Origin of the sequence: Cryptosporangium phraense (assembly GCF_006912135.1) — a bacterium.
GTDB classification, from domain to species: domain Bacteria; phylum Actinomycetota; class Actinomycetes; order Mycobacteriales; family Cryptosporangiaceae; genus Cryptosporangium; species Cryptosporangium phraense.
Window position 1 is genome coordinate 211,019 of sequence record NZ_VIRS01000011.1, and the last position, 23,674, is coordinate 234,692.

Sequence of the window (23,674 nt, forward strand, 5' to 3'; positions counted from 1 at the left end):
TTACTGCACGTCAGCGACCTTGTTCCAGACGCTCATCGGCCGACCGGTGGAGAACTCGTGACCGTCCGGCGCGAATAGTTGGCCGGTCACCGCAGACCCACCAGCCACAGCCGACACGTTCTCAAGAGTGGGTTGCAGAATAGTTTCGGACGCCGGGGCGGGCGTTCTCGTCGCCGGTGCACTTCCAGGAGGACTTCGAATGTCGCGCTACTCGTCAGCCATCCGCCCCGCCGTGCCGGGCAGCGCCTGGACGTAGGGGCTGACCTGGATACGCTTCCAGGGCCAACCCCCGGTATCCAGGAGATGTAGCCATCAGCGCGGCACCGGGCCCCCCGGGCCCTCCCGATCCCCGACCCCTCGCGACCGACGCGTCGCAGGTCCGGGTGGTCCTGCGTAACCGGCCCTTCCGCCGGTTGTGGCTCACGTTCGGCCTCTCCAGCCTGGGTGACTGGCTGGGCCTGCTGGCCACCAGCCTCTTCGCGGCCGGTCAGGTGACCGGCTCGACGGCCAAGGGCCTCGCGTTCGGCGGGGTCGTGGTGGCCCGTCTGCTTCCGACGATCGTGCTCGGGCCGCTGGCCGGCGCGTTCGTCGACCGGTTCGACCGACGTCTCACGATGGTCGTCTGCGACCTCGTGCGCTTCGTGCTGTTCGCCTCGATCCCGCTGGTCGCGGTGGTGGGGTCGGCTCCGGTCGCGGTCGGCTGGGCCCTGGTGGCGACGTTCGCGATCGAGGTCGTCGGCATGTTCTGGAATCCGGCCAAGGAAGCGTCGGTGCCGAACCTGGTGCCGAGGGAGCAGCTCGAGGCCGCGAACCAGCTCAGCCTGATCGCGACGTACGGGGCCACGCCGTTGCTGGCAGTGGCGATCGGGGCCGGGCTGAACCGTCTGCTGCTGTCGCTGGCCTCCGACGACCCGTCCCGGGTGCTGGTCGACCCCAACGACGCGGCTCTCTACCTGAACGCGGTGACGTTCCTCGTCGCCGCCGTCGTGGTGTTCTTCATCCCCGAGATCAGCACCGGCGAGGGCCGGCTGCGCCGGTCCGGCCCGGCCGGGGTACCCGAGCCCAGCCTTCCTTCCGCGTTGATCGACGGCTGGAAGTACGCCGGGCGGACGCCGCTGGTGCGTGGCCTGGTGCTGGGAATCCTCGGCGCGTTCGCGGCCGGCGGGGTCGTCGTCGGCGTCGGGCAGTTCTTCGCCCGCGGCCTCGGCGGCGGGGACGCGACGTTCTACCTGCTGTTCGGCGCGCTGTTCGTGGGGCTCGGGGCCGGGATGGGGCTGGGGCCGTCGCTGGTGCGGGGGCTGTCCCGTCGGCGGTGGTTCTGCGCCAGCATCGGGCTGTCCGGGCTGGCCGTCGCGCTGCTGCCGCTGTCGGTGCACATCGTCGTGGCGTTGCCGCTGACCGCGCTGGCCGGCGCCGGGGCCGGAATGGCCTACCTGGCCGGCACGACGCTACTCGGCGCCGAGGTGCCGGACGCGATGCGCGGCCGGGTCTTCGCGTTCGTCCAGTCGACCGTGCGGGTCGTGCTGCTGCTCTCGATCGCGGTGTCGTCGCTGCTGGTGGGCATCGGGGGCGGTCGGAAGATCTCGCTCGGGGCGTTCAACCTCGACCTCTCCGCGGCCCGTGGGTTGCTGCTGCTGAGTGGGGTGCTGGCGATCGTCGCCAGTGTGTTCTCATTCCGGGCAATGGATGACAAACCTGGGGTTCCGCTGTTCCGGGATCTGTGGGCGACGCTGCGCGGCCACTCGTTGCCGGTGCCGGGGGACCGGTCCGGCGACGGGCTGTTCCTGGTCTTCGAGGGCGGCGAGGGAGCCGGGAAGTCGACGCAGGCGTCGGCGCTGGCCGAGTGGCTGGCCGGGCGGGGCTTCGAGGTCGTGCGCACGCGGGAGCCGGGGGCCACTCCACTCGGGCGTCAGATCCGCTCGTTGATCCTCGATCACTCGGACGACGCGCCCTCGGCGCGGTCGGAGGCCCTGCTGTACGCGGCCGACCGGGCCCATCACGTCGCGACCGTGATCCGGCCGGCGCTCGAGCGCGGGGCGATCGTGGTGTGCGACCGGTACGTGGACTCGTCGCTGGCGTACCAGGGGGCCGGGCGCGAGCTGGCGGTCGAGGACGTCGAGTGGTTGTCGCGCTGGGCGACCGCGTCGCTGGTGCCGGACCTGGTCATCCTGCTGGACGTCGACCCGGGGGTCGGGCTCTCCCGGGTGGAGCGTCGGGGTGCGGCCGACCGGCTGGAGGCCGAGTCGGTGTCGTTCCACGAGCGGGTGCGCCGGGGTTTCCTGGATCGGGCGGCGGCCGATCCGCGCCGCTACCTGGTGCTCGACGCGGGCGCGTCGGCCGGGATGCTGGCCGATCGCATCAAGGTCCGGGTGGCGCCCATGCTGAAGGTCCACGCGGACGTCATTCCTGTCGTACCCGAGGCCGATGATCAGCCCAACGTGAGCACACCGACGGAGGCGAAATGACGACCGCTCTGGCCCCCGCGGTCTTCGCGGACGTCGTCGGGCAGGACGACGCGGTCGCGATCCTCGCGCGTGCCGCCGCCGCGGCCGGTCACATCGTCGCCGGCGACCCGGTACCGCCGGGCGAGATGACCCACGCCTGGCTCTTCACCGGCCCGCCCGGCTCCGGCCGCTCGGTGGCCGCCCGCGCGTTCGCGGCCGCGCTGCAGTGCCCGCGCGGTGGCTGCGGCGAGTGCGTCGAGTGCCACACGACGCTCGGCGGCACGCACGCCGACGTGCGGGTGGTCGTCCCCGAGGGCCTCTCGATCGGCGTCAACGACATGCGCGCGCTCGTCCTGCGGGCGGCGAGCGCCCCCTCTGGCGGGCGCTGGCAGATCGTCCTGGTCGAGGACGCCGACCGCCTCACCGAACAGGCCTCGAACGCGCTGCTCAAGGCCGTCGAGGAACCGACCGACCGCACGGTCTTCCTGCTCTGTGCCCCGTCCGCGCACCCGGACGACGTCTCGGTCACGATCCGGTCCCGCTGCCGGGTGGTTCCGCTCCGGACGCCGTCGGCGGCTGCGGTGGCCGACGTGCTGGTCCGCCGGGACGGCGTCGACGAGACCACGGCCCGGTGGGCCGCCGCCGTTGCTCAGGGCCACGTCGGCCGCGCCCGCCGCCTGGCCCGCGATCCGGACGCCCAGGCACGGCGCCGAGCGGTGCTGGCCGTGCCGCGCTCGCTCAGCAACATCGCCGCCTGCTATGACGCCGCCGAGGCGCTGATCGCCGCGTCCGAAGCCGAAGCCGCGGCCGCGACCGAGGGCCAGGCCGCCACCGAGAAGGCCGAGCTGGAGCGGGCGCTCGGGGCCGGAGGCACCGGAAAGGGCGCGACGACGGCGACCCGGGGCACGGCCGGCCAGATCAAGGAGCTGGAGCGGAAGCAGAAGTCCCGCGCGACCCGAGCCCAGCGCGATGCCCTGGACCGCGCCCTGGTCGACCTGGCCGCGTTCTACCGGGACGTGCTGATGGTGCGGCTCGGTGCGGCGGTGCCGCTGGTGCACGTCGACATCGAGGAGATGGTGCGGGCGGCGGCGGCCCGGTGGGAGCCGGAGGCGATCCTGCGCCGGATCGAGGCGGTGCTGAGCTGCCGGACCGCGCTGGAGGAGAACGTGAAGCCGCGGATCGCCGTCGAAGCGATGATGGTGACGCTCTTACAGGGCTGAGCCGGTCGCTCGGCACGGCGACCGGCTCAGCCGGTCAGGTCCGGCGGCGGACGGCGCGCCGGACGATCCAGCCCGCGCCGAGGAGCACCAGCCCGACGGCGGCGATCACCGCGAGGTTGGTGCCGGTCGTCGGAAGGGCGGAATCGGCCGTGGGTGCCTCCTCCGACGGAGTCTCGGTCGGCGACGCCACGGTCGAGGTCGGTGCCGCGCTGGCCGGCTCCCGCCCGGCGGCCGGCTCCCGCCCGGCGGCCGGCTCCCGCCCGGCGGCCGGCTCCCGGCCGGCGGGCTGCTCCCGGCCGGCGGGCTGCTCGCGCTGAGCGGGCGCGCTTTCCCCAGCCGGGCGTCCGGCCGCCCGATGCCCGATCACCGCGCCGCCGCGGGCAACCGTCGGAGGCTCGGAACAGTCGCACGGTTCCCCGCCGAGCCCGCCCAGCGGCACCCGGGCCGACACGTCCAGATCCCCGACCGTCGCGTCCAGCAGCCCGCCGTCCGCGCCCAGCACCTGCAGCCGGAGCGCGGCCGCGGTCGCGTCGACGCTCGTGTGCCCGACCCGCTCCCGCACCCCGCCGAGGCTGATCCGCACCACCCCGCCCGGCCCGTCCGAGTCACAGCACCCCGGCCCGGACAGCGGAATCTCCACCTTCTCGCCGACCGCGTCCAGCCGGTAGCTGCGACCCGCGGCCGCGGTCACCGCCACGGTCGGCGCCGCGTAGTGCACCGACGTCCGCGACGTACCGGCGGCCACCGCCACCAGCGACGGCGACGACAGGAACCGGATCGTCAACTCGCTCGGCGACCCGCGGAACAGCGTCACCGCGCTCACGTCGGCCCGCGCCGTCGCCCGCAACCCCAGCGCCGACTGCCCCGGCACCGCGACCCGCTGCGTCTGCGCCGACGAGTGACTCCCGCGCCAGACCTGCAGCAGCGGAGCGTCGTCCTCGGGGTTCAGTACCAGCTCACCGGGGCGCGCCAGCGCGGAACTGAGAAAGCCCCGATCAGCAGTTGCCGTCAATCGCGCGCTGCCGAGCGTCAGAAAAGGTAGTTCGACAGCGGGGCTGGTGCGCGTGACGGAACCGGGCTCCTCATAGGACCGCGTAGCGGTCGTGGGCGGAACGCCGGGCGGTCCGACGGCCTGGGCCGCGGTCGCGGACGTGCGTGGCCCGCGGGCGCTCGACACCCCCAGTCGGAGGCCGCCGAGCGCAACCGAATGCGGACCGGTGCCTGAAGTGGCCAGCCGCAGGACGCTCGCGGACGCGCGAGCCGAGTACGAATCGGGACGGTCGACGACGTGGGCGACCGGGGCAATTTCGGAGTTGTTCATACCGCTTAATCCGATGGAGCCGACGCTGACCGCCCAGATGGCCGTGAGAGCCACACGACGCCACTGGTGCATGAGGAACCCTGTTCTCCGGAGGGGACAGTACGGGCAAATCAACGCCCGCCCCAGCGCGCCGTGACGGGTCGGCCGCGATAAGCGGTGTACCGTGCCGTCTTTGCTGTCCGAATGGCCCTACGTGTGGGGTAGCGCGACGTACCGTGAGCACATGGGCATGCTGTGCGCAGTGACCTTCACCAGGCACGGCCGGCTCTATTACTGCGATCCCGGCGAGTTGTCGCTGAAGGTGGGGGATCACGTCCTCGTGCCGACCGAGGACGGCGTCGAAGTCGCGCAGTGCGTGTGGGCGCCGCAGTGGGTGTCGGAGGAAACGTCCGGATTCCCCGCGCTGGCCGGGCTCGCGTCGGACGCCGATCTCGACCGAGATCGCGTTCTGCGGCGGAAGAAGGCACAGGGCAAGGTCGCCGCGCGACGGTTGATCCGCGAGCACGAGCTCCCGATGAAGGTCGTCGCTGTGGATCACGCGCTCGACGCGAACCGCACCACGATCTACTTCACCGCGCCGCACCGCGTGGACTTCCGCGCCCTGGTGCGAGACCTGGGCGCCACGCTGAGCGCCCGGGTCGAGCTGAGGCAGCTCAACCCGCGCGACGCGGCCAAGGCGCAGGGTGGAATCGGCCCCTGCGGGCGGGACCTGTGCTGTTCGACGTTCTTGACCGACTTCGAGCCGGTCACGATCCGGATGGCCAAGGACCAGGACCTGCCCCTGAACCCGATGCGCATCTCGGGCGCCTGCGGCCGCCTGATGTGCTGCCTGAAGTATGAACACCCGCTCTACCAGCAGTTCGAAGCGACGGCACCCGCAGTGGGGTCACGCGTTACTACCTCATCCGGCCCGGGCCGGGTAGTTGGTAGGTCGGTGCCGTCCGACTCGCTGACCGTCCGTCTGGACGCCGACGGATCGCGTTGCGTCTGCAGCCGAGCCAGCGTCTGCGGCTCCCGCCAGGCCTACGAGGGCTCCCCGGCGTCGGAGGGCCCGGTCGGGGGATGATCCCTGTCCATGGAGCAAGTTGATACGCGGGTCGCGTACCAGAACCCCTGGCTGAGGGTCCGCGAGGACACGGTTCGGTGGCCGGATGGATCGACCGGAATCTACGGAGTCATTGACAAGCGCGACTTCGCGCTGGTCGTGCCGTACGACAACGGCGGGTTCCATCTGGTCGAGCAGTACCGGTATCCGGTACAGGCCCGCTGCTGGGAGTTCCCTCAGGGCGGCTGGCCGCCGGGGTCTCCTGGCGGGAGCGGGCTGGAGTTGGCGCAGGCGGAGCTGGCGGAGGAGACGGGGTTTCGCTCCTCGTCTTGGACGAGGTTGGGGTTCTTGCAGGCCGCGCCGGGGGTGATGAGCCAGTACTTCGACGTGTACCTGGCTACGGACCTGGTGGCCGGGGAGGTGGCGCGGGAGGTGTCGGAGCAGGACATGCGGCAGAAGTGGGTGTCGGTGGCTGACCTGGAGGAGATGATCCGCGAGGGTGAGCTGAGGGATGCGCACTCGATCGCGGCTTACGGTCTGTTTCGGTTGGGGTCGTAGATTGACGCCTGCCTGGCTGATGTCGGGGGACTCGCCGCGGTGGCTCAGTGGTGGAGGTCGGGACGCTCCGCTCCACCGTCGTGGCGCGCGAGGTCGCCTCGCGTCCCCGTCAAACAAGTGCAGCCGGCGTCGATCAAGGCCGACGCTCCCAGCCGGCGGCCGCCCTGGTGGCGGGGCCGAGTCGGCGGCCCCGGCCGGCGGCCGCCCTAGCGGCGGGGCCGAGTCGGCGGCCCCAGCCGGCGGCCGCCCTAGCGGTGGACCAAGCGCGGTTTGACGGGAAATCGGCGCTTCACGGCCGGCCTTAGCGCCGATTTCCCGGCAATCCGCGCGCAGGCGGACGTCGGCGGGCGGCCGCGATGGTGGGTCAGTCGTGACGGCTGATCAGTCGCGGTGACGGCGGGTCAGTCGCGGTGGCGGCGGGTCAGTCGCGGTGGCGGCGGGCTCGAGAGACGAGCACGATCGCGACGAGCAGAACCACAATGATCCCCACGGCAGCGATAACGCCCTCGATCGGCATGAACGAATCCTCCTCGATCGCCTCGGATGAACTAGCCGCGTCAAGCGGCCGAGCAATAGCCGGCGACCAACCCCGACCGACCTAACTTCCCCACGGGGCTCTTCGCATCTCCCGCCGTAAGCAGGCGAGTACCACCGCATTGACTCACGAACAAAACCCCACCCGAGTCGACCGCGTACACCACGTACCGCCGACCAACCTCGAACTCGACCCCACAGGCGTCCGCGCTGGCGTTCGTCTGAACCCGAGTCACCCGAGCACCCTTGATGACCCGCTCGACCGAGAACTCGTAAGTCACCGGCTCCGGCGAGTCCGGATCTTTCGTACCGATGAGCCGCCGAACAGTCCCAACAAAAATGAAGCCGGCCTCCGCCCGAGCCTCCGTCGGCGTGACCGGAAGGCACTCACAAGCGCAAGCGGCCTCCGGAGCCGGCAGCGCCCCAGCCGCAGTGCCCAGCAAGAGCCCGACCACCGCCACCCGCCGTCGCACCCGCGTCCCCTCCTAAGCCCGCGCGGACGCGGGCTGCTTCAGGCGTTCGGACGACGATAGCGGCCCGCCGCGTACGCCGGGAGGACCACAGCCTGGGCCACCAGCACCCGGTCCCCAGCAAACGTGATCGCCGGCGACCCGTAGAGCTCATACCCTTCGTCGAGCGCCTCGCTGACCCGAACGGCCAGATCGTCACCGTCCGGCCCAGTCAACAGAAGGTAGCGGAGGCGTTCCGCAGTGTGGTCCATCCGGTATTCCTCCGGTCAGTGGGGGCCGACCCTAACCGTAGGGGCGCCCACACAGATGTGCACGAGGCTGCCCCAACCGGCGCGGCGCCCGCCAGAGCCGTGGACCGAAGCCATGAACCGGAGTGCGAGCCGATGGCGCGAGATGGAGCTGCGAGCCGGCGCCGCCGGAGACCGAGCAGCGCGCAGCGGCACGCGCCGCCGAGCCGCGTGCAGGGCAGCGCAGGCGGAGCGGCGAGCGAGCTTCCCCCCGGGAGGCAGCGGCCAGCGTAGGGCGGCGGCGACGGGCGCAGCGCGTCGTCTGGTGCGGGCCGGTACCGATTCGGTCGCCGGCGAAGGACCCGCTACACTTGGCTCGCACGTTGCCGCCTTAGCTCAGTCGGCCAGAGCGACGCACTCGTAATGCGTAGGTCCCGGGTTCGATTCCCGGAGGCGGCTCCATGCTCAGGCATTGCCGAAGCCCAGAAGCCCCGCAGCCCACGGCTGCGGGGCTTCTTCGGTCTGATCGGGGAAAGAAACCGAGCCAAGCGTCCTCGATGCAATCTCTGCAGGTGTGCGACGCCGACGACCGGATGCTCACCAGACACCACGACGCGAAGGATCGGCGTGCCCGCCAGCTTCGGAGTGGCTGTGGCTGTGGCTGTGGCAGGCGTGCAGGGGGGAGCCCCCATCCCCGAAGCGCGGGAGGAAGCCGATGAGGCCGCCAGGGTCGACGCACTCGTGGGGACTAGCGCATTCGAATTCCGATTTGAGTCATCAAAATGCGCCCTGGGATTGATGTGAAGTCCCGACGCGGTAATACTGCACTTCACTGGAGCCAACGCGCGGTTCCCCGCGCTAACCCGTTTTACATTTTGTCGGTGGCGCTGTTTAAGATCGGATCCACTCGCGAACGCACCGGTCAGCACTGATGGGGGTGATCTGTGCCTGCGTCCACCGCGTTTCCCGCTGTCAGGCTCGCGCTTTCCGAGGATCCGGCCGCGCCGCCCACGATTGCACCGTGGATTGGCGGGTTCGTAGCACTCGGTGCCCGGATTCGGCGATACGCCGCCGTGAACGATCAACGGCAGTTGATCGTCGCAGTCACCGTTCCGCGACGAGACTTCGTTGCGGCGCTCGTGGGAAGCGGATGGGCGACGGTGAGCGAGAAGATTCGACACCAAACGGCGGCCACCGACGTACTAGAGATTGCCCGAAATATCGATCCGGGTACGCCTGTTCGATTGGTGGTGGGAAACACTGTTGTCTCGGACATCTTTGAGAGGCTGTCGGAAGAGGCGACTCCGCCCCGAGTCTGCCTCAGCGAGTCGCAATGGCAGATACCCGCCATCCGAGCCATCGCCGTGCTCACAAGTCTCGCCAAGCCTGCACGGGCGTCGAAACCCTTGCCAGGAGGCCTCGGTCGCCTGGCCCACCTGGAAGAGACATGGGATGCGCGCATCGCGGCGCCGGCCGCCGACCTCGCGATCGTGGGAACGCTGAAGTGGCTCAAGGCCGATCTCGCGGCGTTGCTCAGTAATCCAGACGAGCATGCAGCTGGCCAGCCCAGGGTGCCGGGGACGATCGCCGACATTCTGCTTCCTGACGAACCCGGTGCGGCGACGTGGTCTACGCGCTTGTACTCCTCCGCACGATTCGCGGAAGTGTCGTCCTTGCCCGGCGACCTCCGCGCCGTCGTGCTAGATGGCGCACCGGCAGTCAAATATTTGAACGAGATCGAGACCCCGGTCGTCGTCTGTGTGATCGACCGGTCTGTCGCGGATGAGACGGCCGCGGAGATCGTCGTCCAGCTTCGGAACACCAGGGGGGAAGCGCTGTCCGTCCGCGACGACCTGGGGTGGTCCACGCCGGACGGGGTAGAGGCACTGACATTCACGGTGCCGCTGTGAACCGCATCGATGCGCTAGATCAGCGTTACCGGGCATCCGAGTCGCTCGTCCATCACGGAGTCGAGATCGTCGCGGTGGGCGACCCCGCCGGAGCACGGCTCAACCAGGCGATCCGCGACGTTTTCTACGTGGCGCAGGACGACCTGCACGACGGCCCGTGGGGCAATGTCGTTGGTGCGGCGAAGTCGCTGCGCTGGCGCCGGATGACGCATCCGCAGCCGGTGATGCTCAACAGCGCGGTGACTGAGATGGCGGAGTTGGTTGCGAAGTACGCGTCGCTCCTGCACGGCGCGGTGGAAGACGTAGCGGTCCTCGACGAACTGGTCGCTGCAGCCATGGCGGCGGCGGAAACCGATTCGCCGCTGGGGTCACTCCTGCTGTCCTCGGTCGAGGAGGTCGGCACCAACGAGTGCGTCGTCGTGGCCGCGAGTAAGCGCGCTCAAGTCGCGCTTACCAATTGGCTGGGCGAGCTGGGCATCCTGGTGCTCACGGCAGGAGAGCTCGAGCGGCTGCAGCCCCCGGTGGACCAGTCCTACCTGATTGGGCCTCCGCGCTTCTTCCGGTCGTCGGTCGTGACCGCGCCGGTGACGAGCGAGATCAGCTTCCTCATTCCGGCCTGGTTCGGCGACCGGACTGTTCCACGGTCGGCGATGGCTCGATACGCCGAAGGAGCATTGGAGATAAAGACTCGGGTGTTCGTGGTCGGGAACACCAGCGAACCAGGTAGCGCAATAGCGCCGAGCGGGTCTGGGATCGAAGACGACTTCTTGCCCGAGCCGGTTTGGGGCCGTTCCCAAGCGCCGAGCCGGTCGCCGAAGAGCGACGAGGTCCTGGCCCATCGGGTGCTGCTGAGCGGCGGCTGGTCCATGTGCCTGGAGGACGACGGAGAGCGCATCCGCGCGCTCGACCCCGATCAGCCGCCCGGCGAGCGGATCATCTATGTCGGCGTATCGACCGTGCGGCCCGGGACCTACCTCGTGCTGCGGCAGGGCGAGGGCGAGCGGTCGGCGCTGTACCGCGAGGCCTACGCCCGGCTGGGCGCCGACGCGTCCGCCGTTGAGGCGACGCAGAACGCTTGGAAGCAGAAGCTCCAAGAATGTCTGTTTTGGATCGGTCAGCAGGAGGTCGTTCGCGAGTTGCGGGCCCGCGGCGTGACGACGGCGGCGAATCAGGCTCGCGCGTGGACGGACCCATATCTGGTCCGGCCGACGAGCGACGCGGACTTCGCTGCGCTGCTCAAGTGGCTCGAGATACCGGCAGAGCCGACGGCCGTGCACGCGAACCGGCTCAGACGGGCGGTGCACCAGGCCGCGGCGGCGGTCCGTGAGCGGCTCGAGGCTGAGGTGTCGGCCGCGGATCTTTCGCAATTGGAACTAACCGGAAGTTTGAGTCTGGGCGTCGCGACCGGTGGTTTCCGGTCCATCCTCGCGACCCGCGTCCTCGCGATCTCACCGCACCCGGAGATCGTGGCTCGGCACGAGACACGGGTGCTCGTAGTCGATCGGAGTGCGCAGTGGCTCGAATGATGCCGGCCTACTGCCCGGAGGACGCGCCCCCTGGGGAGAAAGCGGTGCACGCGGCCTTGGCTTCCAGCCCCGAGACCAAGGGTTGGATCGTGCTGCACTCACTGGGGATCGCCGAGCACGTGCGTCAGGTCCAGGGCGAGGCCGATTTCGTCGTGATCGCGCCCGGTCGCGGAGTGCTGGTGATCGAAGTCAAATCGCACAAGTCGGTGCACGTCGCAGGCGACGGGCGTTGGCGGCTCGGCACCCAGCCGGCGTCGTCCCGCAGCCCGTTTCAGCAGGCGTCCGAAGCGATGCACAGCATCCGTGCCGCGCTGGAGAAAAAGGTCGGGCTGCGGTCGGTTCCCGTGTTGTACGCGGTCTGGTTCACACACGTCCGGGCCAGGAGCGAGCTTCCCGCGAGCGTCGAATGGCACGACTGGCAGGTGCTCGACTCCGAAGATCTACGGGCGGGCGGCGTCTCGGCGATCCTGCGGACGTTCGCGGCCGGAACCGAGCACATCGACGATCGGATCCGTCATTTTTCCTACGGCGGCGTCGGACCCGATGATGAGACCGCCGAGCGAATCGCGTCTGTACTGCGGCCGCGGTTCGAGACGGCGATCACTGCGGGCGACCGCCGCCGGGCTCGGGAATCACAGCTCATCACGTTCATCGAGGAGCAGTACCTCGCGCTCGACTCGATGGCCGACAACCGGGCCGTGCTGTTCACCGGTCCGGCCGGATCGGGCAAGACACTGCTGGCGATGGAAGCGGCGCGGCGCGAGGTAGCGATGGGCCACAGCGGGCGCCTCCTTTGCTTCAACCAGCTTCTCAGCCGTCGGCTCAAGGACGAGCTCAGCGATGTCGCCGGGCTTATCACCGGCACCTTCCATCAAGAGCTCGTGCGGCTGGTCGGCGTCAGCCCACCGCACGGCGCTGGATCGGCGTTCTGGGATCAAGAACTGCCTGATCGCGCACTCGAAGCGCTGCTCGACGGTCGCGAGCAGCCGCGAGACTTCCTCGTCGTCGACGAGGCGCAGGACCTCACCCGAGGGCATTTTCTCGACGCCCTTGACCTGATGGTTAAGGGCGGCCTCGAGAGTGGTCGGCTGCTGTTCTTCGGCGATTTCGAGAAGCAGGCCGTCTATGAGGGCGCGAGCCGCGAGTTGCTGCAGACGCGGTCGCCGCGACTGGTGAGCAGGCGGCTGGTCGAGAACTGCCGGAACCTTCCGCGCATCGGCTACCAGGTCAACCTGTTGACGAGGCTGGAGCCGGGTTATCGGCGCTTCCGGCGGCAGGACGACGGCGTCGACCCCGACGTGCTTGCGTACAAGGCCGACCACGACCAGTCACCCATGCTCGTCGATGCCGTGCACAAACTTCGGGACGAAGGCATGGAACTGAGCGACATAGTGGTACTCAGCCCGCTGCGAGGTGGGTCCACAGCTGAGACCACGACCGACCCGTGGCTGCGACAGGTACTGCGGGCCGCCGACGGCAGCCCCGTGCGCCCGGGTCAGCTGAGGCACTGCACGATTCACGCGTTCAAAGGACTGGAGGCGCCCGCGGTCATCGTCACCGATCTCGATCAGCGCCGGGTGACCAACTTCGAAGCCCTGCTGTACGTCGGCCTGACGCGCGCAACCGATCGACTGATCGCGATTGTCGAGACCGGCACGATCCGAACCGTTCTGGGGGGAAAATCATGACGGGAATCGAGGCACGGGCCTCCGTGGAGGCGGCCGTCCGCCGAGAGCTTTTCGGGCCGTTGCCGGGGGAGGAGCCCGCCGGAAAGCCGCTGGACTGCTCGAGCGGCTCGGTCCGCTTCGACACGGCCGAGGAGGCTTGGTCGCAGTTCCACGATGCGACCACACTGCAGGAGGTGCTGACCCAGTCAGATCCGCTACGGCGGTACGGCATCGGGGTGCTGTACAGCGGCGCATCGGTGGCGGTCGGCAGCGGCGGGGAGGACGCGCTGCTGGTCAACGTCAGCAGCCAGGGAGAAGATCTACCGGCACCGCCTCCCGAAAACAAGGCGCCTGCGAGTGGGTACGACCAAGCCGACTCGGACGACTTCGACCTGACCGACGCCAATGAGTTCAAGCCGTCGGCGATGGCGATCTCGTTCAAGTGCCGGGTACCAGCCGACGGGTACTTGACAGTGACGGTTCGCGGTGCGAGCTACGGCAAGATCAGCGCCCAACTGCCCGCCGGGAAGCCCCGGGAGTGGTGGCTGCGCAGGCCGTTCGAGCTATCCGGGTCAGTTGCGGGGGAGACGCTCCTGACCAAAATCGGCAGGCTGGCCACCGTCGCGACCGCGCCGGTCGTCGAGGGCGAGCCGGCCGCGGAGCTGACCAGATTGGGAGTCGAGCCGACTACCAAGGTGTTCAGCCGTCCGGTGCCTGGTGACTCCGACCCGGACGTGCGGCTGGTCACCGTGGTGGTGCTTAACCAGGCGGCCGGTTCCGGTCCGGCCAGCGCGCTGTTCCAGATGGGCTTCACCGTCACCCCGGCCGGCGGGCTGACGATCGAGCCATACCCCGAGGCCGAGCAGGCCGAGCGCGACGAGGAGGAGCAGTCGATCGACTTGCTCTACCGCAATAAGCGTACGTACGCGATCGGACACGGTTGCGCAGCCGAGTGGCGCCACGGCGAGCAGCAGACTGCGACGTTCGTCCAGGCCGAGCCGATGCCGGCCTACGAGGTCGTAAGCCTGACCCCTGATGTCTACGTCGCCGACGCCTCCGGCGTCCGGACCCGCGTAACGGTCAGCATGAAGGCGCTGGCCGACGGCGATCCGGACGGCGATGTCCAGGTCGAGACGGTCCTGCGCCTGTATGACGAGTGGATCGCGCGGCAGGAGGACGCGGTGCCCGATCTCCCTGAGAGGTTCCACGACGCGGCCAACCGGCATCTGGCCGGGTGCCGCAAGGCGCTTGACCGGATGCGGGCCGGCTGGGAGCTGGTGGGTGAGAGCCCGATCGCCGCGCGGGCGTTCCGGCTGGCCAACCACGCAATGCTGTTCCAGCAGATCCGGTCAAGGCTGCCGCTGCGCGAGGTGAACGCCGGAAAGGACGGGATCAGCCGTCCCACCACACCGCACCCGGAGGTGGAGCCGGTGCCGGGTGCGAACACCTGGCGGCCGTTTCAGATTGCATTCATTCTGGCCAGCCTGCCGGAGCTAGTCGAACCCCGGCGCGCGGAACGCTCTTTGGTGGACCTGATCTTCTTCCCGACCGGTGGCGGTAAGACCGAGGCGTACCTGGGGGCCTCGGCGATCAGCTTGATTGCTCGTCGGCTCCGTGACCGCGACGACGCCGGCACCGATACGCTGATGCGTTACACGCTGCGGCTGCTGACCGCCCAGCAGTTCCTACGGGCCGCGTCGCTGGTCTGCGTGCTGGAAGACCTCCGGTCGAAGAACGCCGAGGAACTGGGCGCGGAGCCATTCGGTATCGGGATCTGGCTGGGTAGCAGTTCCACGCCGAACACCTGGCAACAGGCAGTCGAAGCGCTGAAGCAGCTGCGGCGCGACGCCCAGCAGCAGAACCGCTTCCTGCTGCTGCGCTGCCCCTGGTGCGGCATGCAGATGGGCACCAAGCCGAAGGGCAAGAGCGGGCAGGACGTCTTCGGCTACGAGCAGGTCGGTTCGCGCGTGATCTTCCGCTGCGTTGACAACTCGTGCCGATACGCGGGGAAGAAGGGAATGCCGGTCCACGTCGTCGACGAGGACATTTACGACACCCGACCGTCGATCGTCATCGGCACCGTCGACAAGTTCGCGATGATGGCCTGGCGTCCGGATGCTCGGCGGCTGTTCGGCCTGGGTGAAGACGGCGACCGCGACGTGTCGCCGCCGAGCCTGATCATCCAGGACGAGCTGCACCTGATCTCGGGGCCGCTGGGCTCGATGGCCGGCCTGTACGAGCCGGTCATCGACGATCTCTGCACCGACCGGCGGGGGACCGCGCCGGTGCCGGCCAAGATCATTGCGGCCACGGCGACGATCCGCCGGTTCGAGGATCAGATTCGCGGATTGTTCGGCCGGGAATCGGTGGCGCTGTTCCCGCCCCACGGGCTGGAGGAGGGTCACTCATTCTTCGCCGAACCGGCCACCAGCGAGGACGGCGCGCCCGAGCCAGGCCGCCGATACCTCGGCATCATGTCGCCGTCGCTCGGCTCACTGCAGACCGTCCAGGTGCGGGTCGCGGCGGCGACGCTGCAGGCGGCCGAAAACCTGCCGGAGGCCGACAGAGACGGCTACTGGACCAACTTGAACTTCCTGAATAGCCTGCGCGAGCTCGGTAACACGGTCTCGCTGCTCGAGTCCGACGTCCCCGACTACCTCACCGGGCTACGGCGGCGGGACAATCGGGAGACCATGCGCTGGCCGCGCATCACGATGGAGCTGACGTCCCGGCGACGCAGCGACGAGATCCCGAAGGCGATCGAGCAGCTCCAGCTGGAGCACGACCAGCCGGGCTGCGTCGACATCTGCTTGGCGTCGAACATCATCGAAGTCGGCATCGACATCGATCGGCTCGGCCTGATGACGATCGTCGGTCAGCCCAAGACCACCGCGCAGTACATCCAGGTCAGCGGTCGCGTCGGTCGTAAGCCGGACAAGAGCCCCGGGCTCGTCCTGACGATCTACGGCGCGGCAAAGCCGCGCGACCGCAGCCACTACGAACGGTTCCGCACCTACCACCAGCAGCTTTATGCGCAGGTGGAGCCGACATCGGTCACGCCGTTCGCTGCGCCGGTCCTCGACCGGGCCTTGCACGCTGCAGCGGTGGCGCACATCAGGCAGGTCTCGCCCCATACAAAGCCGGAACCGTTCCCACGCGCGGAGTACGAGGACGCGATCGCACTGCTGCGGCGCCGGGCCGAGATCGCTGATCCGGATGAGCTGCCGACGCTGGACCGTGTCGCGGCCGAGCGGGCCCGGCAATGGGGTGCTTGGGAGCGCACCATGTGGGACGCCAACGCGTTCGGCAGCGACAGCGACCCGAGACAGGGCCTGATGCGGTACGCCGGGACGCTGCCGGTCAACGACCCGAAAGGCATGATCTGGGATGTCCCGACGAGCATGCGGAACGTCGACGCCGAGTGCCGACTGAAGGTCTCGACGGCGTACGCGCTGGACGACGCCAAGCCGACGGAGGAGGGCCAGTGAGTACCGGCAACATGCGACGAGCGCAGCTCGTCACGCCGTTCGGCGTCGGCGCGATGAGCGTGCTCGTTGACGGCACCTCGGTAATCACCGCCGGGCTCGATCACTGGTACGACGTCGACAACCCGGACACCCTCAAGATCGACGAGTACCAGGCGCATGATTGGCGGCTAGAGGCCCGGCTCAAGGTCGCGGAGTTCCGGCTGCCGCCGGACTACCGCTACAAGGGTGCGGGCAACGACCCACGGAACGTGGGGCTGACCGTGCCGGTGCTGCGGTTTCCGCGTTGGTCGTTCTGCATGTATTGCAAGCGGCTGGAGAAGAGTCCGCTGACCCTGCAGACGCGCATGTTCTGTCCGGACCCGAGCCACACCAGCAAGGGGAAGAAGGGGCCGCGGATGGCGCAGGTGCCGTTCGTCGCGATCTGCGCGCGCGGACACCTGGACGACTTCCCGTTCAACGAGTGGGTGCACCGATCGCACACCCCATCGTGCAGCGGCCAGCTGTACCTCACCTCGCGTGGCGGCGGCGGCCTGGAAGGGCAGATCGTCGAGTGCCGCAAGTGCAACAAGGAGCGCTCGCTCCGGGGAATCACCGAGGGCGGCCGCGGCGACGGGAGCAGCGGGGAGCGGACGGTGCTGACCGACCAGCTGGTGTCCCGCGACGAGCCGTACAACTGTCCAGGGTCGCGGCCCTGGCTCGGGCAGGGCGCGGCGCCTGGCACGTGCGGCGAGCCGATCCGCGGCGCTCTGCGGGCGGCCGGGAACGTCTATTTCCCGAAGGTTGAGTCCTCGATCTACCTGCCCAGGAAAGAGGGGGCGGTCAGTGCCGAGGTCCATGCCCTCCTGAAGCAGCCCGCGGTCGAGGTAGCAATGAAGTTCGTCCACCGATTCGTCGGGGCGCAGGCAACGGCGGACATGCTGCGGGAGAACCTGGAGAGCGCGCTAGCGGCCGAGCTGGTCACGCCGCTGAGCCACGAAGATCTGCTGGCCGGCTACCGCGACCGTTTCGGCATCGGGGAGGACCAGCCGGAGGCCGAGGAAGAAGGCGAAACCGAACTGCTGACCGGCAGCGACGAGTGGCGCTACCCCGAGTTCCAGCACATCCGGGAGAAGCCGAAGGACGCCCTGCTGTCCGCGTCTGACCCGGGGCTGGACTCGGCGCTCACGAGCCATCTCGGCCGGGTTCGCTCGGTCGACGTGCTTCGGGAGACGCGGGCGCTTCGGGGCTTCACCCGTGTCCGCGACGACGCGCTGCGGCTTTCGGCCGGCAAGCAAATGCTGCGGCGGAAGTCGCTGGTGCCGGCCCAGGACTGGCTCCCGGCCTACGTTGTCAAGGGCGAGGGCATCTTCTTCGAGCTCGACGCAGAGCGGCTCGCGGCTTGGGAGAAGCGGGCCGAGATCCAGCATCGCGCGACGATGATTACCGACCGATACGGCGAGGTGGCGGCCAGCCGCGGTCTGCAGAAGCGCGTCCTGATCCCGCGTTTCGTCTTGCTGCACACGCTCGCGCACCTCGTGATCAACGAGTTGGTGTTCGCCTGCGGCTACAGCTCGGCCTCGCTGCGCGAGCGGTTGTACGTGTCGGACGCACCGGGCCGGGAGATGGCCGGGCTGCTGATCTACACGGCAGCCGGCGACTCGGAGGGCACGATGGGTGGGCTGGTCCGGATGGCCCGTCCGGGCAACTTGCGCTCAGTGTTCTCGTCTGCACTCGGTGATGCCCAGTGGTGCTCGACCGACCCAGTCTGCATGGACGCAGGCGAGAAGGGCCAGGGCCCGCAGTCATGCAACTTGGCGGCCTGCCATGGATGCGCGTTGCTGCCGGAAACCAGCTGCGAGGAGTTCAATCGCTTCCTCGATCGCGGACTGGTAGTGGGCACCTTCGCCGATCGCTCGATCGGATTTTTCTCGGATGCGTCCTTCAGCTAATGCTCAATGAGCTGATTTAGGTTGGCCTGGATGAGGACTGGACGGCGTTGGTAAGCGGTCGTCCTGTCTGGGCTGGCGCAGATGTTACGGAGGATCTTCCAGCTCTTGAGTTCGGCGTTGGTCCGCTCGCAGGGTCCTCGGGGGCGGGGCGTGAGCGGTGTTGGCGCTTTTCTGGGAGCTGAGATTCCCGCTCTCGCGGAGGGTTCTGTGCGTGGGCAGATAACCGCGGGACGGGAACCATCAGTGGCGACACCGCGGAAGTACCCTGTCCGGTTGTATCGGGAGGCCGATCCGAAGCTCAGACCAGTGCGACATCGATCTTGTCCTTGGCGCACTCGAGTACGCCGTCCAGATCCGCCGTTCCAGCCCCAGAGACGACCCACCACCGCAACCACCGATTGAAACCGGGAACTACAGGTCGTTTCGGTTAGCCAGACGCTGGCTGGTCTGGGTATTACCGCATCGATGGGAACCATCGGGGACTCGTTCGGCAACGCGCTGATGGCGGACTTCTTCTCCACGCTCAGGCCGAACTGGTCTATCGGACCGCCTTCGCGCCCACCTACAGGCCGAGATTGCTTGGTTTACCTTGTGTTGATGACCGGTACAACACCCCAGCCTACCCCCAAGCGTGTTTCATACGTCGGCCTCTCTAGCGTCCTGTCGTTTCCGGGCTTTCCGCTCGCGTTCGTATCGCGTCACGTGGGCCTGCGGGCCCTCCGTCGGCCATGCTGGTGCATCTCCGGTCAGCTCGTAGGTGACGTGCGTGATGCCCGCTGGATCCTTTGCGCGCCGGGATTCGATTGGCCACCCGAGCACATATCGAAGTTCGCGGAGTCGTTTCAGTGGATCACCCTTATGGGTCTCCTGCGCCACGAGAGAGATCATCGACACGGGGCACGGTCGACCGATCTCATGAAAGGCTTTGAGCACTTCTCCGATCCTTGTCCAAGGATCGTCTCCCTCCATTGCGATCCGGATGAGAGGGCCAATTTCGTCGAAGCTTGAGAAGAAGGCCTTCTTGCCGTGATTATGCTCCGTGCAAAGCGGTTCCAGATTGCTGAGGACGGTTTCGCCACCCCACTCCCTCGGCCTGATGTGGTCGATCTGCAGCTTAACGCCGTCGGCTGGACCCCGACCGCACATGGCACACCATCGACCCTTAAGTGTATAAACCTCGGCCTGAAGCCTTGCGGAGATGGGCGCGGTGTCGACGGCGTCCTCTCTGCGGCTTACTAGTTTGTAGACCCAAGTGCCCGTCTGGGGCTGTTTGAACCGATCAACGACAAAGGCGGGGTACACCTCGCGTAGTCGTCGGCCAGTGTTGCTGTTCGTCTTGCCAAAGACGCCTTGGGATTGCTCCACCCATTTGGCCATCGGCTGCGGGTCGTCGCGGTTCTCCCACAGCCAGCGGTAGGCCTCCCTCGCCTCCGTGCCCTTGATGGCAGCCCTCACTTCATCGCTGTCGGGGTGAGGGAGATCGGGCGGTCCGTCGGGGGTGCTCGCGTCAGGGCTCACGTCGGAACTCTCCTCGACATTCGGACCGCCGCTAGCCCAGCGGCATGGCTGAACAGAGTATGCGGCATAGGTTCTCACTGCCGCAAACTGCATAGATACTGCACGTTGCCGCCGGACATCCGTATGTCCGGCGGCAACGGGACCAGGATTGGAGACGATACCCCCTGACTGCACCACCCGGCCAAGGTGAGTAGGGCTGCGGCTTGCCGGTTGGCACCGAGGCTCGTCGGGGGTGGGCTCATACTGAGTCGGTGATCGAACAGCCGGTTCTCTTCGACGGAGATGAAGACCGAGATGTGGAGCAGGTCGCCGCGGAGCTCGTGCGGCTAGACCCGCATGGGTCAAGGTGGGCAGCCGTCATCCGGCACACGTACGACATGGTTTACAACGGTCAGGAGACCGGTCGCTATCGTTGGGACCAGCTCATGAAGACCGAGAAGACCCATTTCGGCACGTTGTTTGAAATCAACGGCCAGCGTGAGTTCCAGTTCGAAGGCGGCGTCACCACCGATTATCGAATAGCCAACCATCAGGTTGATGCCAAGTGGAGTCAGTCGATGGGTGGGTGGATGCTCCCTCCTGAGGTTTTCGGCGAAATCGCATTGGTCGCCACGGGCAGTGACGAAGAGGCTCGTTGGTCGCTGGGACTCGTCAGGGTCCGAGAGGAATACCGTCGCGAGGGCGCTAATCGAGATAAAAAGAGTTCGCTGAACAGGCGGGGACGTAGCGCTATCCGCTGGTTGTGGCGGGGTGCGCAGTTGCGGCCCAATGTTCTGCTACAGCTACCGATGGACGTGGTATATCACGTCTTCGACAGCGAGAGCGGCACTGAGCGGACGCATCGGCTCTTCCGCGCCGCCGAAGGGCGAATCGTTCATCGGAATTCCGTTGCGACGGTCAGTCGGCAACTCGATCATCAGAAGCGCGTCCGATACAACGGTGGATCCAGATCCAAACTGAAGGCCGAGGGAATCATCATCCTCAGCGGGACGTACCATTCGCACATAGCTGCACAGCTCGGGGTGCCGATTCCCCGACCGGACGAGTACGTCTCGGTGCGGGTCGTTCCTTCGGAGGACGAGATCGGCCCAGTAATGGATGGCGTGCGATGGCGCCGAGCACATCCTGGCGAAGTAGTGGCTTGTGCGGCCCCTCTGATCCCTGAGCGAGGGCTGCGCGAGAGCTGACTGCCCCGGCGCCATGCTTGGTTGCCGCGGGCCGAACGAGCCGACCTGCCGGTAGGAAGGCGGTCAGCTGATCCTGCCGCGGTTTTTCTGGAAGACCTCATGGCGGCTGTGCTCGTCCTGGCCCACGAAGGCCTTGAACGTACCGAGGCGATACGCGATCGAGCCCCTTGATTCGCGAACGTCCAGATCGAAGTCACGGCTGAGCAGACTCAGCGTTCGTTCGAGTTCCGGCGGTTCGATCGGCCTGCCCACGGCACGCTGCAACTGGGTTGGCGTGAGGAAATCGCCGCTCTCGCGCAGCGCCTTATAGATGGGATCGTGACTCGAAGCGGCGCGCTCGGCTGGTATGCCCTCGTGCTCGAGGGCCATCCGGATGGAGTTTCCCACTGCCTCAGCCACCGGCGGTGGAAATGCATTGCCGATCTGTCGATAGCGGGTCGTCTTACGTCCGGTGAAATGCCATTCGTCCGGTCTCCAGCCCTGCAGCAAAGAGACCATTTCGGTAGTCAGCTTGGGGATCCACTCGTCGTCACGCTCCTGGCCTGGCGGCTCGTCGGCCACGCCCAATGCGTCGACGCCCATCTCGGCCCAGGCTCGCTTCGCGCGTGTTGGTCCCAGGTCGGCCCCGCCATGTTTTTTCGATCCACCCACGATCGTGGGAGCAATCTTGTTCGCCTTGTGCTTCCAGGCGTCGGCGCCGCGCCAACCTCGAGATTTCATCAATGGCAAGAGTATTTCGCCGACTGTGGGTGGGGGCCCCTGGGGCTCCGGCCAAGTGAAGTACGCCGCATCCTCCGGCTTCAACGCGACCAACACGAACCGAGGCCGGAGCTGCGGCACACCGTAGTCGGATGCTTGAAGAAGTTTCCACTCTCCCATGTAGCCGAGCGATGTGAGTCGGTCGAGCACGTGCTGCCGGTAACCGGCGAAGCGCGGCATGCTGAGCCCGCGGACGTTTTCCAGTAGAAGTGCGCGCGGCTGCACTACGGCGACCTGCTCCACAGCCCACGCGAACAAGTCACGCTCGTCAGTGGCGCCTAGCTGCTTGCCGGCGATCGTGAATGGTGGGCAGGGCACGCCGCCAGCGAGGAGGGCTATACCTCGGTGGTCCTCTGGATTCCAGACCGTGGAGTCCGCGACGTCGCCCTCGGCGACTTTCCATGGCCGGTTTGCGCGGAGCGTAGCACTGGCATTCGCATCGAGTTCGACGGCTAGCTCGTGCTCGAAGCCTGCCTTCTCCAGGCCCAAGGCCTGTCCGCCAGCGCCCGCGCAAATCTCGACTACGGAGAGCGAGTCCTGCTCCACGTTTACTCCCTCTCCCGGCTTGCGGCATCCGACAGCAGTGTCACGGGGTATCTTGCCTCAGCGGTCGTGTTGCCCCGACAAGCGTATTGGTCTGGTACAGAGTCGTGTCGAAAACGAGCCGTGACGCGGAGCGGCGGCGTGCTCACGAACAGGGTCTGTACCCGGCGCCTTTGAACGAGGGCAGGTCCCGCAACATGCAAGCCAACCGGCGCGCCGACACAAAACCCGAGGTGGCGCTCCGGAAGGCGCTCCACAGTCGAGGGTTTCGCTACCGAAAAGACTTCCTGCTGCGTCCGGCGGAGGGGGTCCGGGTCAAGCCCGACATCGTGTTCACTGCACGCAAGGTGGCGGTTTTCGTGGATGGCTGCTTCTGGCATGTTTGCCCCACTCATGGTCGGTATCCGACAACGAACGACTGGTATTGGGCGCCGAAGCTTCGTCGCAACCTGGAGCGCGACTGTTTGGTCAACGCAGCGCTGGAAGATGCAGGCTGGAGGGTCGTCCGGCTATGGGAGCACGAGGCCCTCGATACAGCCGTAGCTGCAGTTGAAGGGGCGGTGAACGGTGTCGTCGAACATGTGAACGAAGATAACCCTCGCCTCTGACAATCGTGTGATGCCGGAGGCGTGTGTCGCATACCTCAGGCATTTGGCCCGACATGCAGCGTCGCAACAGGCTCAAGCGACTGGGTACTTGCTCTGCAGGAGGAGCTTGAGGGCGTTCAGCGAGTCGTAACCGCGAGACTTGAGGATCTCCACCAGGTCGCGTCTGGCAATGATGACGACGGGATGCCCGCCGTCCCGCCACGGTCGCGTCACGTCTGCGCGCTCAACCTGCGGCTCGCTCATCTTGAAGACGTCAGCCGCGAACCGTTCGAAGTCGGTGGGCTTGGGTTTGAAGTGCTCATAGATCGCCAATAGATAGGCGAGTTCCTCACCCGATGGCAGCTGCTCGTTGCGGCTGAGGACGGTCAGCGTTCGTGGAGCCTCAATCGGTCGGTAGGCCCGCGACCGGCACCAAGTCCGCCACGCATCAGGGCACTCGCTGCCGAGTGGGTCGCCGGTCAGAATCTGAGTGATCCAAGCACGCGTGACGACCGACACGTCAGGCACGTTGAGGTGGGCCCGGTAGTTTTGGAATCGCTCGTCGTGCGCCAGATCGCGACCAGCTCTTCGTCGCCGGACAGGCGCGGCGAACGAGGGGCTAGCAGGCCTCGGAAGCGCACGGCCAGGCTCGTTCTAAGCGATGTCTCGTAACTCGTGCACGGTCAGCTGAGTTGTAGCCGGGACAACGCGTCACGCGCTCCGAGCGAGGTTGTGGAGTAGC

General features: G+C 67.6%; 16 protein-coding genes and 1 tRNA gene. 12 read left to right on the forward strand and 5 right to left on the reverse strand.

Annotated features, from left to right (window positions below; all coding sequences use genetic code 11):
- Window positions 1–383: 383 nt before the first annotated feature.
- Complete coding sequence (tmk, locus tag FL583_RS17775; protein WP_205752227.1) at window positions 384–2,465, forward strand: dTMP kinase; 2,082 nt, start codon at window positions 384–386, stop codon at window positions 2,463–2,465.
- Window positions 2,462–3,664, forward strand: coding sequence for a DNA polymerase III subunit delta' (locus FL583_RS17780; RefSeq protein ID WP_142705783.1), 1,203 nt, complete (start codon window positions 2,462–2,464; stop codon window positions 3,662–3,664). The genes tmk and FL583_RS17780 overlap by 4 nt, the downstream gene beginning before the upstream one ends.
- A gap of 34 nt (window positions 3,665–3,698) precedes the next feature.
- On the opposite strand, the gene FL583_RS17785 is transcribed toward FL583_RS17780, so the two are convergent.
- Window positions 3,699–4,676: an LPXTG cell wall anchor domain-containing protein gene (locus tag FL583_RS17785; protein WP_142705784.1), complete on the reverse strand. Its 978-nt coding sequence runs from the start codon at window positions 4,674–4,676 to the stop codon at window positions 3,699–3,701.
- Window positions 4,677–5,208: 532 nt separating this feature from the next.
- On the opposite strand from FL583_RS17785, the gene FL583_RS17790 reads away from it, so the two are divergent.
- Both FL583_RS17790 and FL583_RS17795 read left to right on the forward strand, forming a co-directional pair.
- Complete coding sequence (locus FL583_RS17790) at window positions 5,209–6,051, forward strand: PSP1 domain-containing protein (RefSeq protein WP_142705785.1); 843 nt, start codon at window positions 5,209–5,211, stop codon at window positions 6,049–6,051.
- A gap of 9 nt (window positions 6,052–6,060) precedes the next feature.
- A complete protein-coding gene (locus tag FL583_RS17795) occupies window positions 6,061–6,588 on the forward strand; it encodes an NUDIX domain-containing protein (protein ID WP_142705786.1) in 528 nt (175 codons plus the stop codon).
- Window positions 6,589–7,633: 1,045 nt separating this feature from the next.
- On the opposite strand, the gene FL583_RS17805 is transcribed toward FL583_RS17795, so the two are convergent.
- A complete protein-coding gene (locus tag FL583_RS17805) occupies window positions 7,634–7,843 on the reverse strand; it encodes a DUF1737 domain-containing protein (RefSeq protein ID WP_142705788.1) in 210 nt (69 codons plus the stop codon).
- Window positions 7,844–8,204: 361 nt separating this feature from the next.
- Between FL583_RS17805 and FL583_RS17810 the strand changes: the two genes are divergently transcribed.
- The 6 genes from FL583_RS17810 to drmB all read left to right on the forward strand — a co-directional run bounded on the left by FL583_RS17810 (window position 8,205) and on the right by drmB (window position 18,338).
- Window positions 8,205–8,281 (forward strand) — tRNA-Thr (locus FL583_RS17810).
- A 482-nt stretch (window positions 8,282–8,763) separates the two neighbouring features.
- Window positions 8,764–9,729, forward strand: a complete 966-nt coding sequence (locus tag FL583_RS40965; RefSeq protein ID WP_205752229.1) for a hypothetical protein — start codon at window positions 8,764–8,766, stop codon at window positions 9,727–9,729.
- A complete protein-coding gene (locus FL583_RS17820) occupies window positions 9,726–11,255 on the forward strand; it encodes a hypothetical protein (RefSeq protein WP_142705789.1) in 1,530 nt (509 codons plus the stop codon). The genes FL583_RS40965 and FL583_RS17820 overlap by 4 nt, the downstream gene beginning before the upstream one ends.
- Before the next feature lie 44 nt (window positions 11,256–11,299).
- Window positions 11,300–12,943, forward strand: a complete 1,644-nt coding sequence (locus FL583_RS17825; RefSeq protein ID WP_205752230.1) for a nuclease-related domain-containing DEAD/DEAH box helicase — start codon at window positions 11,300–11,302, stop codon at window positions 12,941–12,943.
- Window positions 12,940–16,410: a helicase-related protein gene (locus tag FL583_RS42975; protein WP_142705808.1), complete on the forward strand. Its 3,471-nt coding sequence runs from the start codon at window positions 12,940–12,942 to the stop codon at window positions 16,408–16,410. Before FL583_RS17825 ends, FL583_RS42975 begins: the two co-directional genes overlap by 4 nt.
- 11 nt (window positions 16,411–16,421) lie before the next feature.
- Complete coding sequence (gene drmB / locus FL583_RS17835; RefSeq protein WP_142705809.1) at window positions 16,422–18,338, forward strand: DUF1998 domain-containing protein; 1,917 nt, start codon at window positions 16,422–16,424, stop codon at window positions 18,336–18,338.
- A gap of 636 nt (window positions 18,339–18,974) precedes the next feature.
- On the opposite strand, the gene FL583_RS17840 is transcribed toward drmB, so the two are convergent.
- A complete protein-coding gene (locus tag FL583_RS17840) occupies window positions 18,975–19,856 on the reverse strand; it encodes an HNH endonuclease (RefSeq protein ID WP_170323711.1) in 882 nt (293 codons plus the stop codon).
- A gap of 251 nt (window positions 19,857–20,107) precedes the next feature.
- Between FL583_RS17840 and FL583_RS17845 the strand changes: the two genes are divergently transcribed.
- A complete protein-coding gene (locus tag FL583_RS17845; RefSeq protein WP_142705792.1) occupies window positions 20,108–21,043 on the forward strand; it encodes a NaeI family type II restriction endonuclease in 936 nt (311 codons plus the stop codon).
- Window positions 21,044–21,106: 63 nt separating this feature from the next.
- Here FL583_RS17845 and FL583_RS17850 read toward each other — a convergent pair whose 3' ends face one another.
- Window positions 21,107–22,348 (reverse strand): DNA cytosine methyltransferase, encoded by a 1,242-nt coding sequence (locus FL583_RS17850; protein WP_142705793.1) that lies wholly within the window; start codon window positions 22,346–22,348, stop codon window positions 21,107–21,109.
- 155 nt (window positions 22,349–22,503) lie between these two features.
- Between FL583_RS17850 and FL583_RS17855 the strand changes: the two genes are divergently transcribed.
- Entirely contained in the window at window positions 22,504–22,953 is a 450-nt protein-coding gene (locus FL583_RS17855; RefSeq protein WP_420843156.1) for a very short patch repair endonuclease, read from the forward strand.
- 72 nt (window positions 22,954–23,025) lie between these two features.
- Here the strand turns inward: FL583_RS17855 and FL583_RS17860 are convergent, their stop codons facing one another.
- Complete coding sequence (locus FL583_RS17860; protein ID WP_276611625.1) at window positions 23,026–23,505, reverse strand: hypothetical protein; 480 nt, start codon at window positions 23,503–23,505, stop codon at window positions 23,026–23,028.
- Between the last annotated feature and the right edge of the window lie 169 nt (window positions 23,506–23,674).

Bases quoted from the DNA above. Each gene is read 5' to 3' on its own strand.
- FL583_RS17805 (WP_142705788.1), bottom strand. From the start codon at position 7,843: ATGGACCACACTGCGGAACGCCTCCGCTACCTTCTGTTGACTGGGCCG.
- FL583_RS17790 (WP_142705785.1), top strand. From the start codon at position 5,209: ATGGGCATGCTGTGCGCAGTGACCTTCACCAGGCACGGCCGGCTCTAT.
- FL583_RS17780 (WP_142705783.1), top strand. From the start codon at position 2,462: ATGACGACCGCTCTGGCCCCCGCGGTCTTCGCGGACGTCGTCGGGCAG.
- FL583_RS17795 (WP_142705786.1), top strand. From the start codon at position 6,061: ATGGAGCAAGTTGATACGCGGGTCGCGTACCAGAACCCCTGGCTGAGG.
- drmB (WP_142705809.1), top strand. From the start codon at position 16,422: ATGCGACGAGCGCAGCTCGTCACGCCGTTCGGCGTCGGCGCGATGAGC.
- FL583_RS42975 (WP_142705808.1), top strand. From the start codon at position 12,940: ATGACGGGAATCGAGGCACGGGCCTCCGTGGAGGCGGCCGTCCGCCGA.